General features: G+C 59.1%; 13 protein-coding genes and 1 tRNA gene. 6 read left to right on the top strand and 8 right to left on the bottom strand.

Annotated elements, in window-relative coordinates:
* Window positions 1-273 precede the first annotated feature (273 nt).
* The 3 genes from ACYCZ5_RS01925 to ACYCZ5_RS01915 form a co-directional block, all read right to left on the bottom strand.
* The gene (locus ACYCZ5_RS01925; RefSeq protein WP_461543076.1) at window positions 274-396 is read right to left on the bottom strand and encodes a hypothetical protein; all 123 of its coding nucleotides are present in this window, start codon (window positions 394-396) and stop codon (window positions 274-276) included.
* Window positions 396-1,718, bottom strand: a complete 1,323-nt coding sequence (locus ACYCZ5_RS01920; RefSeq protein ID WP_461543075.1) for an HD-GYP domain-containing protein — start codon at window positions 1,716-1,718, stop codon at window positions 396-398. The genes ACYCZ5_RS01925 and ACYCZ5_RS01920 overlap by 1 nt, the downstream gene beginning before the upstream one ends.
* 114 nt (window positions 1,719-1,832) lie before the next feature.
* Window positions 1,833-3,758, bottom strand: a complete 1,926-nt coding sequence (locus ACYCZ5_RS01915; protein ID WP_461543074.1) for an ATP-dependent DNA helicase — start codon at window positions 3,756-3,758, stop codon at window positions 1,833-1,835.
* Between the two features lie 69 nt (window positions 3,759-3,827).
* Here ACYCZ5_RS01915 and ACYCZ5_RS01910 point away from each other — a divergent pair, with 69 nt between their 5' ends.
* Genes ACYCZ5_RS01910 through ACYCZ5_RS01900 form a run of 3 tightly spaced genes read left to right on the top strand, consistent with a single transcriptional unit; the run spans window position 3,828 to window position 5,237 of the window.
* Window positions 3,828-4,364: a flavin reductase family protein gene (locus tag ACYCZ5_RS01910; protein WP_461543073.1), complete on the top strand. Its 537-nt coding sequence runs from the start codon at window positions 3,828-3,830 to the stop codon at window positions 4,362-4,364.
* The gene (locus ACYCZ5_RS01905; protein WP_461543072.1) at window positions 4,361-4,774 is read left to right on the top strand and encodes a hypothetical protein; all 414 of its coding nucleotides are present in this window, start codon (window positions 4,361-4,363) and stop codon (window positions 4,772-4,774) included. Before ACYCZ5_RS01910 ends, ACYCZ5_RS01905 begins: the two co-directional genes overlap by 4 nt.
* Window positions 4,775-4,787: 13 nt before the next feature.
* Window positions 4,788-5,237: a YaiI/YqxD family protein gene (locus ACYCZ5_RS01900; protein ID WP_461543071.1), complete on the top strand. Its 450-nt coding sequence runs from the start codon at window positions 4,788-4,790 to the stop codon at window positions 5,235-5,237.
* Window positions 5,238-5,246: 9 nt separating this feature from the next.
* Here ACYCZ5_RS01900 and ACYCZ5_RS01895 read toward each other — a convergent pair whose 3' ends face one another.
* A complete protein-coding gene (locus ACYCZ5_RS01895) occupies window positions 5,247-5,441 on the bottom strand; it encodes a DUF3330 domain-containing protein (protein ID WP_461543070.1) in 195 nt (64 codons plus the stop codon).
* Window positions 5,442-5,626: 185 nt separating this feature from the next.
* Here ACYCZ5_RS01895 and ACYCZ5_RS01890 point away from each other — a divergent pair, with 185 nt between their 5' ends.
* On the top strand, window positions 5,627-6,073 hold the full coding sequence (locus tag ACYCZ5_RS01890; protein WP_461543069.1) for a bacteriohemerythrin: 447 nt from the start codon (window positions 5,627-5,629) through the stop codon (window positions 6,071-6,073).
* Window positions 6,074-6,077: 4 nt separating this feature from the next.
* Here ACYCZ5_RS01890 and ACYCZ5_RS01885 read toward each other — a convergent pair whose 3' ends face one another.
* The 4 genes from ACYCZ5_RS01885 to ACYCZ5_RS01870 are packed head-to-tail and all read right to left on the bottom strand — an operon-like array spanning window position 6,078 to window position 10,186.
* Complete coding sequence (locus ACYCZ5_RS01885; protein WP_461543068.1) at window positions 6,078-7,280, bottom strand: murein transglycosylase domain-containing protein; 1,203 nt, start codon at window positions 7,278-7,280, stop codon at window positions 6,078-6,080.
* A 22-nt stretch (window positions 7,281-7,302) separates the two neighbouring features.
* The gene (gene abc-f, locus ACYCZ5_RS01880) at window positions 7,303-9,201 is read right to left on the bottom strand and encodes a ribosomal protection-like ABC-F family protein (RefSeq protein ID WP_461543067.1); all 1,899 of its coding nucleotides are present in this window, start codon (window positions 9,199-9,201) and stop codon (window positions 7,303-7,305) included.
* Window positions 9,201-9,647 (bottom strand): hypothetical protein, encoded by a 447-nt coding sequence (locus tag ACYCZ5_RS01875; protein WP_461543066.1) that lies wholly within the window; start codon window positions 9,645-9,647, stop codon window positions 9,201-9,203. Before ACYCZ5_RS01875 ends, abc-f begins: the two co-directional genes overlap by 1 nt.
* Window positions 9,647-10,186, bottom strand: coding sequence for a peroxiredoxin (locus ACYCZ5_RS01870; protein ID WP_461543065.1), 540 nt, complete (start codon window positions 10,184-10,186; stop codon window positions 9,647-9,649). Before ACYCZ5_RS01870 ends, ACYCZ5_RS01875 begins: the two co-directional genes overlap by 1 nt.
* Before the next feature lie 78 nt (window positions 10,187-10,264).
* Between ACYCZ5_RS01870 and ACYCZ5_RS01865 the strand changes: the two genes are divergently transcribed.
* Window positions 10,265-10,339 (top strand) — tRNA-Arg (locus ACYCZ5_RS01865).
* Between the two features lie 27 nt (window positions 10,340-10,366).
* Complete coding sequence (locus ACYCZ5_RS01860; protein ID WP_461543064.1) at window positions 10,367-13,813, top strand: PAS domain S-box protein; 3,447 nt, start codon at window positions 10,367-10,369, stop codon at window positions 13,811-13,813.
* Window positions 13,814-13,870 lie beyond the last annotated feature (57 nt).

The following is a 13,870-nucleotide window of genomic DNA, read 5'->3' as shown; positions in this document are numbered from 1 at the left end:
CAATTCCATATCGAACTAGTTATTATTGTCAGTCAGTGCTGGAGCGAATACTAACCTTTGTAACTTGTTTTGGACGATATATTGATATCTCTCTAAGTCTTTCCTTGGCGCGCTCATCTGCCCCAAACGCCAGCTTGAATCCCTTGTGCCACGCCCGGCCACAAAGATAAAAGGCCCGCCAACAAAGTTGGCGGGCCTTGGTGTTGCTCCCCTTATAAAGCAAGGAAGGATTACGCGTCACAAAAGGAAGCGTTTTCTGTCCAAAAGGAAGCGTTATGTGTCCGTCAACGCGATCAACTCGACGATCTTGCTGAACACTCGGGGAAAGCGTGCCTCCAGGATCTCCGGATACAACGATTTGTCATTCCCCAGCAGCATCAACAGGCGCGTATCCATCAGTCGCTGAACCTTTCCGCGATCTGCCTGAACTCATCTTGGATAACCAGGAAGGCATCCACCACATCCGGATCGAAATGCTTGCCGCGCCCGTCCACGATGAATGCCACGGCATCCTCGTGACTGAAAGCTTTTTTGTAGACGCGCTTGCAGATCAAGGCATCGTAGACGTCAGCCAGCGCCATCAGTCTTGCCGAGATGGGGATGTCATCGCCTTTGAGTCCTTTCGGATAGCCGCTGCCATCCCATTTCTCATGATGACCCGAGGCGATCTCGCGCCCGATATGCAGGAAGCGGCTGGGAGCCGGCAGACTCGCTTCCGCCGCGGCCAGCGCATCGCCGCCCAGCGTCGGATGCGTCTTCATGATCTCGTATTCTTCCGGCGTGAGCTTGCCCTGCTTGAGCAGGATGTAATCCGGGATGCCGACCTTGCCGATGTCGTGCAGGGGGGCGAGTTTGTACAGGGACTCTATGTTGTCGTCGTTGAGAAAATCACTGAACCGGGGATGCGAGCGCAGCTTCATCGCCAAAGCCCGAATATAGGTCTGCGTGCGGCGCAGGTGATTGCCGGTCTCGTTGTCGCGCGTCTCCGCCATGGTGGCCATCGCGATGATGGTGACATCACGTATGCGCGACACCTCTTCGGTCTGGTGCTGCAACTGTTCGGTACGTTCGCGCACCTTGCTCTCCAGACCGTCGTTCAGCCGCGCCAGTTGCCGCGCCAAAGACAGATTCTCGAAGCGCTGATGCAGCGAGCGCATGACCAGCTTGCCCAGAAACTGCCCAGCCCCCAGCATCACGAACATGAACAGCAGCAGCATGGCAGCCAATGCGGCATGCGTCTCATCCTGCTCGACCGCGACGCGAAAGATCAAAGGCAACATCAAACCCAGCAGATAAGCGTAGAAAGCCGGCAGATGGGTGGCATTCATGGAGGTCGCCCCGGCAGCAAGACCCAGCATCACGCAAATCAACAACACCTGATCCAGCAAAGCGACAGGGAAGAAGAACAATGTGCCGAAACCCCACATCATGCCGACGACCAGCGCGAACCAGAAGAATCGCCGACTCCAGTCCTGACACTCGCCAAGCGTATCGACACGGTCGCGATATCCCACCCAGGTCACCAGCTCAGCCACATGCAGCAAGTATGCGCAACCGATCCATAGCAACAGATCCCGGTGGGCGTCCGTGTCCCACATCAACCAGACGAAAATGGGTTCGGCAAATACCTGTCCCAGCACCATGTAGGGGAACAGCTTGAGGCGCGCACGCAACTGTTCCGCACGCACGGCAAGGTTGCCCGAATCGATGCGAAACATCAGTTCATCAAGGAAATTCTCGACCGCCGCCATATACCGACACTACTCCCTTAAACGTTGCATGCAGTGGACAACAATCCGTCAGACACGTCAATGCGCCAACGCACCGACCGTTCATTCAGGCTCGAAGAACGCCACCGCCTCCGCCTCGATGCGCGTGCGCTTGAACGGCGGCAGACTCTGCCAGATGCGTTTCCCGTAGTGTTTGGAGATGAGGCGCGGGTCGCAGATCATCAGCACGCCCCGGTCGCTCTCGTCGCGGATCAAACGACCCGCCCCCTGTTTCAAATTGATGATGGTGCGCGGCAACTGGAACTCCATAAAAGCGTTGCGTCCTTGCTTGTTCATCTCGGCGATACGCGCCGCCAGCACCGGATCGTCCGGCGGCGCGAACGGCAGCTTGTCGATCACCACCAGCGACAACGCCTCGCCGCGCACATCCACCCCTTCCCAGAACGACTGGCTGCCCAGCAGCACCGCATTGCCGTGTTCGCGGAAGCGCGCCAGCAACTCGTTGCGCGAACCCTCGCCCTGGATCAGCAGCGGATACTTCAGATTCTTGCGTTCGAACTCCGCCTGCAAGATCTCATAGGCACGCTGCATCGCGCGCAGGCTGGTGAACAGCAGGAAGGCTCTGCCTTTGCTCGCCTCGATCAGCGGCAACGCAGCCTGCACCACCGCATCGGTATAGCCATCGGTATTGGGCTCAGGGAGGCCTTGCGGCACATACAGCAAGGCCTGTTCCGGATAGTCGAACGGGCTGTCCCAGCAGGCGGTGCGTGCCTCCTGCAAGCCCATCTCGGCCTGGTAATGAGAGAAGTTCTGTTTCACCGCCAAGGTCGCAGAGGTGAATATCCAGGCACGCGGATGGCCGCCGATCTGCTTCTTGAAGATCTCGGCGATGGAGAGCGGCGTGCTGTTGAGTTGCAGGGAGTGGTGGAACACTTCCAGCCAGCGCACCGTCTCCGGCACATCACCGTCTTGCCAGTGCTTCAATTGCTGCGCCAATGCCTGCGCGCGTTGCCAGCAGTTCTCCAGCCCTTCGCTGCGCTCCGCCTGCTTCTCCAATAGTCCACAGAGTTTCCCCAGTTTCTCGCCCAGGGTCTTCAGTGCCGGCGTGAAATCCTTGAGATCCGCTGTCGCCTGCGCCGCCATGCGGCCTTCCCTTTTGAACACCAGACGCAGGTCACGTGCCGCTTTGTCCAGCTCGTCACACGCCACCGGCAAGGCCGCAAAATCCTTGGCCGAGGTCAGCGCTTCGATACGTGCATCCTGCGCCAGATCGAACAGTTGCGAAGTGGAAAGACTCTCGCCGAAGAACAAACTGGCGGTCTCGGGCAACTGGTGTGCTTCGTCGAAGATCACCGTATTGCAGGCGGGCAGCAACTCAGCCACGCCTTCGTCGCGCAACATCACATCGGCGAAGAACAGGTGATGGTTGACCACCACGATGTCCGCCTCCATCGCCTCCTTGCGCGCCTTGAGCACGAAACAATCCTTGTGCATGGGGCACTCCTGACCCAGACAGTTATCGCGCGTCGAGGTCACATGCATCCAGATCGGTGCCGTCTCGGGCACATCCGCCAGCCCGCTCTTGTCGCCGCTCTGCGTGACTTTCGCGTAGTTCACGATCTTGGCCAGATGCTTCACATCCTCGCGCGTCTTGAACAGGCCGTTCGATTGAGCCAATTCCAGATGGTAGTGACACACATAGTTGGAGCGCCCCTTGAGCAACGCCACCGAAACCGGCGCCTTCAGCGCATCGCGCACCATGGGCAGATCCTTCTGGAACAACTGGTCCTGCAGGTTCTTGGTGCCGGTGGAGACCACCACCTTGCCACCATTGAGCAACGCGGGTACCAGATAAGCGAAGGTCTTGCCCGTGCCCGTGCCCGCCTCCGCGATCAGGATCGCGTTGTCGCGGATCGCCTCCGCCACGGCCAGCGCCATCTCGCGCTGTTGCGCGCGCGGCCGGAAAGAGGCGACTTCAGTGGCAAGCGGACTTTGTTCGGAAAAGAAACGTTCTACTTCAGTGGTCACAATGTGGGCTTGGTTGTTGGCAGGGGACAGCGCTATAGTGCGGTGGCGATTTTACGCGAGGTGCCGGCTATGGCTAAGAAGAACTTTCCCCTACCCAAGGTCTACCGCCTGCTGGAACCGGGCCCGGTCGTGCTGGTGTCCACCCTGCATAAAGGCAAGGCTAACATCATGACCATGTCCTGGCTGACGATGATGGAGTTCGAGCCGCCGCTGGTGGGCTGCGTGATCAGCGGGCGCAACTATAGTTTCGAGGCTTTGCAGAAGACCGGGGAATGCGTGCTCAACATCCCGACGGTGGAACTGGCGAAGCAGGTAGTGAAAGTGGGCAACAATACGGGCAGCAAGATGGACAAGTTCAAGAAGTTCAAACTGACGGCATCGCCGGCCGCGCTGGTGGATGCGCCGCTGATCGCGGAGTGTTACGCCAATCTCGAATGCAAAGTGGTGGATAGACGCATGGTGAACAAATACAACTTCTTCGTGCTGGAGGTGATCAAGGCCTGGGTCGATACCGCGCAGAAGAGTCCGCGCACGCTGCATCACCAGGGCAAGGGCGTATTTGTAGTGGATGGGGACAGGCTCAAGCTGCCCTCGAAGATGGCATGATCAGGCTGCGCACTCTCCTTGCATGGTTGGTGTTGCTGGGGGTCGCCATGCTCAATGGCACGCTGCGCGACTTCACCTATGGCAGACATATGTCAGAGTTGTCGGCCCACCAACTCTCCACGCTGATCGGCATCCTGTTATTCGCACTGGTGATCCATCGCTACGTGCGGCGCTGGCCGCCTGCTACGGCACGCGAAGCCTGGTACATCGGGCTGTTCTGGTTGTCACTTACCGTGGCCTTCGAGTTCCTGTTCTTCCACTATGTGGGCGGACATCCCTGGCAGGTGTTGCTGGCGAATTACGACATAGGCAAGGGACGTTTATGGCCGCTGCTACTGCTCTGGGTCGCCGTCGCACCCTATCTCTTCTTCCGCCTTGCCCGGTCGCGCGGCACAACCACTCACAATTGAACACGAACGCCCAATGAAGATACTCATCGACGCCGACGCCTGCCCCAAAGTCATCAAGGAGATCTTGTTCCGCGTGGCGGATAGACGCCAGATGCACACCACGCTGGTGGCGAACAAATTGCTGTACTGCCCGCCTTCTCCCTTCATCCATGCCATGCAAGTGCCTGCCGGTTTCGATGTGGCGGACAACAAGATCGTGGAGATGACCGAAGCGGGCGATCTGATCATCACGGCGGACATCCCGCTGGCTGCCGAGGTGATCGCTAAAGGCGGACACGTGCTGAACCCGCGCGGCGAGTTGTATAGCAAAGACAGCATCAAGGAACGACTGGCGATGCGTGATTTCATGGATGTGCTGCGTAGCAGCGGTGTGGAGACCGGCGGTCCGGCCGCTTTGAATCAGAAGGACCGGCAGGCGTTCGCGAATCAGCTGGACCGTTTTCTGGCGAGACACGCGCCCTGAACCTCAGGGCTACTCGTCACCGTCTTCGGAAGCCCCTTCTGCAGTGCCGCGACCTTTCCACTGCGCATAGCATTCAAGCCCGCAGAAATGCGCCACATAGTCATTCACCTCGAAATTCACGGCAGCCGACTGCGGCACTTCTTTCTTGCAGACTTCACAACTGACTTGCTCGGATAAAGGAAGAGCTTGGGGATGGGTAGTCATGGCACACCTCCTGCTGGGTGTATATGAAATTGCAGACTATTCCTGTCGCATCGAACTGGCAAGCGCAAAATCTCGCCGCCATGATGCGCGCATGGTGAACGGAGCCGCTTTCCGGGAGTACAATCATCCCGCAATGCCGCAATGCCGCAATGCCGCAATGATCCATACCAATGGGGGAGACGATCATGCAAATCGCCTGGAAAAAAGAACTGGAGATCGGCAACGAGATGATAGACAGCCAGCATCGCATGCTGGTGCTCTTGCTAAAGAAGCTCGACCTCGCAATCACCAGCCGAATGGGCGAAAAGGTGATTATGGGCATCCTGCTGGAGGTCAAGAAGTTCACCGAGTTCCACTTCCTGAGTGAAGAGAACCTGATGACCGAGCTACATTTTCCCGGCCTAGCTGATCACGAACGCATCCATTCCGAGTTGCTCGGGGTATTGAACATGTTCATCGCCAAGATCAACCGCAAGCAGGAAACACCGGAAGACATCCTGCCGCAGATCGTTTCCTGGGTCGCCAACCATGTGATCAGCGAGGACCTCAAGATCGCGGAATATGTGAAGAGCTCCTCCTACCGCCCCATCGCCGAAGAGTGCTACGCGCTGTACCTCAGAAAGTACGATTGACACCTCACATCACGGCATACAACTTCTTCGCCGCCACCACCTTCACAATGTAACCGCGCGTCTCTTCATAAGGCAGCTTGGTGCGCAATGCCTCATATACCTGCTCTGGCTTCATCGTATTGATCTTGTTGATCGCGTCATATTGCCTGTCGCGGCTGCTCTTGAGCTGGCTGAATGCCCGCATCACATTGGACGGCCCGGTGTTGTAGGCGGCGATGGCGCAGTATTCGCGCGAAACCGGGTCTCTGATCTCGCGTAGCGGACTATCCTTGAGCAGCACGCCCAGATAGGTGGAGCCCAGCTCGATGTTGTTGTTCGCATCGAACAGATACTCCTTGCTCGGCATCACATCCTGGCCCTTGGCCTTGCGATAGGCTTCACGCCCGCCGCTGGAGGGCACCAGCTGCATCATGCCGTAGGCGGGTGCGCTGGAAACGGCATAGGGATTGAACGCGCTCTCGGTCTTGATCACCGCATAGATCAGGCTGCGGCTGACCTGAGTGTTTTCGGAATGGCGGCGCACCGTCGCGGCATATTGCACCGCGCGTTTGTCCAGATGCGAATTCACCATATCGAAGCGCACAAAGTACACGTTCTTGCGCGTGCCGTTGGCATCGATACTGCGCGACTGCAATCGGTTATCCACCAGATAGTCGGCGTAGCGCTCCACATCCTCGCGCGACTTGAGCATGTTGCCGTTCTGGTCGGCCACCATCTGCTCCAGATAGGGATCGCCATTGAGCGTGACTTCCTTGTCCGAGAACAGATCGACCGCGCCCGGATCGCTCGGCGTCAGCAGGGCAACCACCACCGCATTGCGCAGCTTGCCCTTAACGCTCGCCTCATCCAGATGCTCGATGAGTATGCTGCCCGCGTCGTAATCCACCACCACGCGGTTCTTGTAGTTCTCGGTGTATTTGACGTAACGCTTGCTGCTGGGCAGGGTGCGGGATTCCTTCTTGCCCCATTTCGCCCCGCTCTCCTTCTGCACATTCCCCATCAGGCGGTTGTACTCCGCCTCGGCCTTGCGCAGATCAGACAGGATCAGTTGCGGATTGTATTTGTATGCCTCGACGCGGTTCGTGGCGACCCTGCGCAAAGCCTGCTTGGGATCGCTGGCGCTGGCGATATCGATCAGTTGCCTGGTGGAACAGGCGGGCAGACACAGCAGCCCCGCTCCGATCAGTATAAAGAGTTTGCGTCGCATCCCCACCTCCCTTTCACTCGATTCAGCGCGATTCCAGCGCCTCCCAGCGCGTCATCAGGTCCAGCATCTGTTCTTCGATCTCGGCAGCACGCTGGCTCAACTGTTTGGCATGGGCCGGATTGTCGCGGAACAACGTCCCGGAGCCAAGTACCGCAGCGATATCTTCCTGTTCGCGCTCCAGCACCTCGATACGGCGCGGCATCTCTTCCAGCTCCTGCTGTTCCTTGAAACTCAGCTTGCTGGCAGTCTTGGCTTTGGCGACATCGGGCTTGAATTGTGGTTTGGCCGGCGCAGGGGCTGTGACGCGGCTCTTCGCCTCGTACTGCTTCATACGCACCCAGTCCTCGTAACCGCCGACGTATTCCATCAACTTGCCGTCACCCTCGAAGGCGATCACCTGCGTCACCACGTTATCCAGGAAAGAGCGGTCATGGCTGACCAGGAACAGCGTGCCCTGATAGTTCGCCAGCAACTCCTCCAGCAACTCCAGCGTCTCGATATCCAGATCGTTAGTCGGCTCGTCCAGCACCAGAACGTTGGACGGTTGTGTGAACAGGCGCGCCAGCAACAAGCGGTTGCGCTCGCCGCCAGAGCAGCTCTTCACCGGCGAACGCGCGCGCTCCGGAGGGAACAGGAAATCGCCGAGATAGCTGATGACATGTTTGCGCTGCCCGCCGATCTCGATGAAATCCGAACCCTGACTGATGGTGTCGGCCAGCGTGGCGTTGTCATCCAACTTCGCACGCAGCTGGTCGAAATAGGCGACGGATATCTTGGTGCCCAACTTCACGTCACCGCCGTCCGGTTGTAGCTCGCCCAGAATGATCTTGAGCAGCGTACTCTTGCCTGCGCCGTTCGGGCCGAGCAGGCCGATCTTGTCGCCGCGCTGGATGCGACAGGAGAAATCGTTGATGATCTTTCTGTCGCCAAAGGACTTGCAGACATGCTCCAGTTCCGCCACCAGTTTGCCGGAGCGGTCGCCCGCCTCCAGACTCATCTCGACCTTGCCCACCTTCTCGCGCCGCGCCGCGCGCTCCAGGCGCAACGCTTCAAGTTGACGCACACGGCCTTCGTTGCGGGTACGACGCGCCTTGATGCCCTGGCGTATCCACACCTCTTCCTGCGCCAGCACCTTGTCGAACTTGGCGTTCAGCACCGCCTCGTCCGCCAGCATGCGTTCCTTGAGCTTTTGATAGGCCGCGAAGTTGCCGGGGAAGGACGCCAGCTTGCCGCGATCCAGTTCAACGATACGGGTGACGACGTTATCGAGGAAGCGCCGGTCGTGGGTGACCAGCAGCACGCTGCCGCGAAAATCCTTGAGCAGGCCTTCCAGCCATTCGATGGAAGCGAAGTCCAGATGGTTGGTCGGCTCGTCGAGGATGAGCACTTCCGGCTCGGCCACCAAGGCCTGCGCCAGGGCCACACGCTTGCGCACACCACCGGAAAGTGAGCCGACCAAGGCATCAGGGTCCAGCGCCAGACGCTGGATGGCCGTCTCGATACGCGCCTGCACCGACCAGCCATCCTGTGCCTCGAGCGCTGTCTGCAAAGGCTGCATCGCCTCCAGCAGTTTTTCGTAATCGGCATCCGGCTCGGCCAACTGGTGCGACAGATGGTGATAGTCGGTGAGCAGTTGATGCAGTTCGCCCAGCCCGCGCGCGACTTCGTCGAACACGGTCGCCTTGGCGTCCAGCACTGGCTCCTGACTGACGTAGCAGATGCGCGCAGTCGGTTGACGCCATAGCGTGCCGTCATCCAGATGCGCTTGCCCGGCCAGCACCTTGAGCAGACTGGACTTGCCGCCGCCGTTGCGGCCGATCAGGCCGACGCGCTCGCCCTCATCGAGCTGGAATTCCACATGATCCAGCAGTGCGACATGACCAAAGGCCAGAGAGGCCTTATCCAGCGTGATATACGGCATTAACTATTCTCTTCCTGCGGCATCGAAGACTGATAGACGAATGAAAAACCGCCTGCAAAGAAACCCATGCACACATAGCCGAACATGGTGGTGAACTTGTCAAGCACCAGATGTGTGTTGTAGTCGGTGATCTGCAACGCAAAGAAGTGGAACACGAACAGACAAGCCGCCAGCACATTGCCAACCAGTATCAGACGGTGACCGAACTTATAGCCGTTACCGCCCTCTTTCCCTTGCGGCGGCAAGCCGCGCAGCATGTACCACACCGTAAACACCCCGGCCAACAGCAGCAGTGCGCCGACAGCCCGGCTCGGTATATCACCCTCTATCGTCGCCACGCCCAGCACGTTGAGCAACATACCGCCCGCCGCCGCGACCCAGCCCATGAAGATGGTCTGCGGCATGAAGAACCATGCGGCAAAGATATTAACATTCGGATACTTCATCACTTCCCTTTCGCAATCATTGCTTTCAAATCTTCGATGACCTCTGTCGAATGTCTCGAAGTCTCCACTTTCGTATAGACATTGGTGATCCTGCCCTGCGGATCGATCAAGAATGTGTAACGCCTGGCCACCTTGAACAACACCAGATCCAGCAATGCCCCGTAACTCGCCGCCACCGTACCGGAACTATCCGCCAGCAGGGGGAACGGCAGGTGATATTTCTCCGCGAATTCGGCATGGCTCGCGCTGTCATCCACGCTGATGCCGATGACGACCGCCCCCATCGCCGTCAACTTGTGCAGATCGTCGCGGAAGGCGCACGCCTCCTGCGTGCAGCCGGGCGTATCGTCCCTGGGATAGAAATACAGCACCAACCATTTGCCCGCATACTGCTGCAAACCGTGAACCGCCCCGTGTTGATCGGGCAGTTCGAAAGCCGGGGCCGCCGCACCGACTTGGGGCAATTCTCCCGCGCGCGCCATTCTGACCATTAAAAAACTCAACGCCGCGAACAAGCCGAACAGAAGCAGCCATTTCATATCGAATCTCCACAGGCACAAGCAAGCGAGGGCGGGATTTTACGTTAGAATGCGGCCCACTCAGCGTGAATCACGCAGGTCCTCGTAGTTAAATGGATATAACCGCCCCCTCCTAAGGGGCAATTACAGGTTCGATTCCTGTCGAGGACACCAGTAGTGCACCGGATCGGGGGCTTCGCTATGCACGACCAAGGCACCAACAATTCTGCCCGCATCGACATCTTCAGGATCGTCCTGCTCTATGCCGTCTTCGCCGCCCTGTGGATACTGTTCTCTGACGAAGCGATACGGCACCTCATCGGCGATACGGCCACCCTGCATCTTTCCCAGACCCTGAAAGGCTTGTCCTTCGTCGCGGTCACCTCGGTGCTGCTCTACCTGCTATTGAAGAGGCTGACGGCGAGCGCGCAGACGCCCATACGCAGCGGCGCGCTGGTTGATTGGCCGCGCTGGCAGCTCTACCTGTTCGCTGCCTCGGTCACCCTGCTCACCTTTCTGGTTCGCAACGACATCGCCCCGATATTCACCGATCGGCCGCTGATGATCCTGCTGCTGTTCCCGATCATCCTGAGTGCCGCACTGGGCGGGTTCGGACCCGGTCTGTTCGCCACGTTCGTTTCGAGCATTGCGCTGGCCTATTTCGTCATCCCGCCGATCGGCAGTTTCGAGATCGCCCAGCCGGACTACGCGATACAACTCGGCATCCTGTTCCTCAACGGATTACTGGTCAGCTTCCTCAGCATGATGCTGCACGACGCACGCCAGCGCGAAAAAATCGCGAAGGAAATGGCCGAGACCAATCTGGCCGAAAAGGCGCAGGCACTGCAACTGCTCCACGATATCGCACAAAGCTCCACCGACGCCATCTTTGCCAAGGATCGCGAAGGCCACTACCTGCTGTTCAACCACGCCGCGGAGCGCAACACCGGCAAGTCGGTGCAAGCCGTGCTCGGCCGTGACGACACCGCCGTCTTCAGCGCCGAGGATGCAGCGCGCGTAATGAAAGACGACCAGAGCACCATGGAAGCGAACCGGGTCGTCACCTGGGAGCACAAACTCGCCATGGCCGACGGCGAGCGGGTGTTCTCCGCTACGCAAGGGCCGCTGCACGACGCGGACGGCAACGTCATCGGCGTGTTCGGCATCTCGCGCGACATCACTGCCCTCAAGATCACCGAGCAGGCGCTGCGGCGCGAGCGCGACACCAACCAGAGCTATCTGGACAGCGTGCTGAACGTCATGCTGGCGCTGGATGACGAGGGCCGCATCCGCATGATCAACCGCTACGGCTGCGAACTGCTGGGCTACGACGAAAAAGAGCTGCTCGGGCAGAACTGGTTCAAGCACTGCTTACCACAGCCTGAAGGTATGGAAGTCATGTTTCCGCTATTCCGCCAGATCATCGGCGGCGACTTGGAGACAGCCGAGTTCATCCAAAATACAGTACTGTGCCGGGACGGTAGCCGGCGCCTGATCTCCTGGCACAACGGCTATTTAAAGAACGATGTCGGCAACATCGTCGGTGTGCTCAGCGCCGGCGACGACATCACGGAACGCAACCGGGCCGAACTCGCGCTGCGCGACAGCGAGGCGCGTTACCGTGCGCTGGTCGAGCAATCCATGGCCGGCATCTACATCATCCAGGACAACCGCTTCCGTTACGCCAATCAGGGCTTCGCCACCATCTTCGGTTACGACTCGCCTGAAAACCTGATCGACAACATCCCTTCTTCTACCCTTGTCTCTCCGCAAGATATGGCAAAAGTACAGGAGAACATCCGCAAGCGCGAAACGGGCGAGGCTGATGTCATCCATTACGAAGCCCAGGGTGTACGCCGCGACGGCACGCTAATTGAGCTGGAGGTCTACGGCCGCGCGTACAGTTATGAGGGGAGACCCGCCATCATCGGCATCCTGCTCGACATCACCGCACGCAAACTGGCCGAGGATCAACTGCGCAAGCTGTCGCTGGCGGTCGAACAGAGTCCGGAGAGCATCCTCATCACCGATATCGATGCCAGGATCGAGTATGTGAACGAGGCGTTCCAGCACAACACCGGCTACACCCGCGAGGAAGTGCTGGGCAGGAACCCAAGCATGCTGCACTCCGGCAAGACCGAACGGCAGACCTACGGCGACTTGTGGGCGACGATGGCGGCTGGCCGGGTGTGGCAGGGCGATTTCGTCAACAAGCGCAAGGACGGCAGCGAATATACCGAGCATGCCATTGTCAGCCCGATCCGCCAACCGGACGGCAGCATCAGCCACTTCGTGTCGGTGCAGCAGGACATCACCGAGAAGCAGCGCAACGAGGCAGAGATCCACCGGCTGGCCTTCTACGACACGCTCACCGGCCTGCCCAACCGCCCCTTGCTGCTCGAACGCATGGAGCAGATGATCGCCCTCACCCGCCGCTCGCGGCATTGCAGCGCACTGATCTTGTTCAACATCGACAACTTCAAGACCATCAACGATGCCGGCGGGCAGGTACTGGGCGATGCGCTATTGCAGGCCGTCGGCCAACGCCTGGCTGCCATCATGCGGGAAGGCGATGTGGTGGCTCGTGTATCCGGCGACGAGTTCGGCATCCTGCTGACCGACCTTTCCTCCTCCCGCGAGGAAGCCGCGCACTTTACGCAGCATATCGCGGAGAAGATCCATTCCAGCCTGCACCAGGCCTTCGAGGTCGGGCAGGAACCCGCCAGCATCACGGCCTGCCTTGGTATCGCGCTGTTCCCGGATGACGAGCAAGACGCGCCGCTGGATGTGCTGCGCCGCGTCAACACCGCTTTGCACCACGCCAAATCGCGCGGCAAAGACCAGACCTCCTTCTACGAGGGCGCGCTGGACGAGGCTGCGCATTATCGCTTCGAGATCGAGCGCGACCTGCGCCATGCAATTGACACAGGCGAGCTGCGCGCGTTCCTGCAACTGCAGGTGGATGCGACCGGAAAGACCGTCGGTGCCGAAGCGCTGATACGCTGGCAGCATCCGCAGCGCGGCCTGATCGCGCCCAACGCTTTCATCCCGATCGCGGAGGAGTCCAACCTCATCATCGACATCGGCAACTGGATGCTAAACCAGGTGTGCGGGATGCTGGCGCGAGCGGACATGATCGGTTGCAGCGGAAGGATCGCGGTCAACATCAGCCCGCGCCACTTCCGCCAGTCCAACTTCGTCGATCAGATCAAACAGGCACTGACCAGTAGCGGTGCTGACCCGACCCACCTCACGCTGGAAGTGACCGAAGGCATGTTGATCGACAACCTGCAGGACGTGGTCGCCAAGATGGTTGAACTCAGTGCGCTGGGCATCCATTTTTCGATGGACGATTTCGGCACCGGATATTCCTCGCTATCCTACCTCAAACAGTTGCCCATCCACGAGCTCAAGATAGACAAGACTTTCGTGCAGGACATGACGACCGACCCGAACGATGCGGCACTGGTCGAGATCATGCTATCGGTGGCGAAACACTTGCACCTCAAAGTGGTGGCGGAAGGCGTGGAGACGCAGGAACAGGCGGACTTCCTCAATCAGCGCGGCAAGGTCATCCATCAGGGCTATCTGTACAGCAGGCCGGAGCCGGCAGAGAACGTCTTGCCAAGCATGCGGCGGAAACGCTGACCCGATCCTCACTTACGGACGCGGAAGAAAAACGAACGGAACGCCGTTCCCTGCTGG

The sequence above is a fragment of the Sideroxydans sp. genome (genome assembly GCF_054604835.1).
The sequence above is the reverse complement of the archived record's forward strand: the minus strand, read 5'-3'. Positions and strand labels throughout refer to the sequence as shown.

What these genes read in the sequence shown, in the direction of transcription:
- ACYCZ5_RS01925 (WP_461543076.1), bottom strand. Translation starts at nt 396, where the DNA reads ATGGATACGCGCCTGTTGATGCTGCTGGGGAATGACAAATCGTTGTAT.
- ACYCZ5_RS01920 (WP_461543075.1), bottom strand. Translation starts at nt 1,718, where the DNA reads ATGTTTCGCATCGATTCGGGCAACCTTGCCGTGCGTGCGGAACAGTTG.
- ACYCZ5_RS01910 (WP_461543073.1), top strand. Translation starts at nt 3,828, where the DNA reads ATGGCTAAGAAGAACTTTCCCCTACCCAAGGTCTACCGCCTGCTGGAA.
- ACYCZ5_RS01905 (WP_461543072.1), top strand. Translation starts at nt 4,361, where the DNA reads ATGATCAGGCTGCGCACTCTCCTTGCATGGTTGGTGTTGCTGGGGGTC.
- ACYCZ5_RS01900 (WP_461543071.1), top strand. Translation starts at nt 4,788, where the DNA reads ATGAAGATACTCATCGACGCCGACGCCTGCCCCAAAGTCATCAAGGAG.
- ACYCZ5_RS01895 (WP_461543070.1), bottom strand. Translation starts at nt 5,441, where the DNA reads ATGACTACCCATCCCCAAGCTCTTCCTTTATCCGAGCAAGTCAGTTGT.
- ACYCZ5_RS01890 (WP_461543069.1), top strand. Translation starts at nt 5,627, where the DNA reads ATGCAAATCGCCTGGAAAAAAGAACTGGAGATCGGCAACGAGATGATA.
- ACYCZ5_RS01885 (WP_461543068.1), bottom strand. Translation starts at nt 7,280, where the DNA reads ATGCGACGCAAACTCTTTATACTGATCGGAGCGGGGCTGCTGTGTCTG.
- abc-f (WP_461543067.1), bottom strand. Translation starts at nt 9,201, where the DNA reads ATGCCGTATATCACGCTGGATAAGGCCTCTCTGGCCTTTGGTCATGTC.
- ACYCZ5_RS01875 (WP_461543066.1), bottom strand. Translation starts at nt 9,647, where the DNA reads ATGAAGTATCCGAATGTTAATATCTTTGCCGCATGGTTCTTCATGCCG.
- ACYCZ5_RS01870 (WP_461543065.1), bottom strand. Translation starts at nt 10,186, where the DNA reads ATGAAATGGCTGCTTCTGTTCGGCTTGTTCGCGGCGTTGAGTTTTTTA.
- ACYCZ5_RS01860 (WP_461543064.1), top strand. Translation starts at nt 10,367, where the DNA reads ATGCACGACCAAGGCACCAACAATTCTGCCCGCATCGACATCTTCAGG.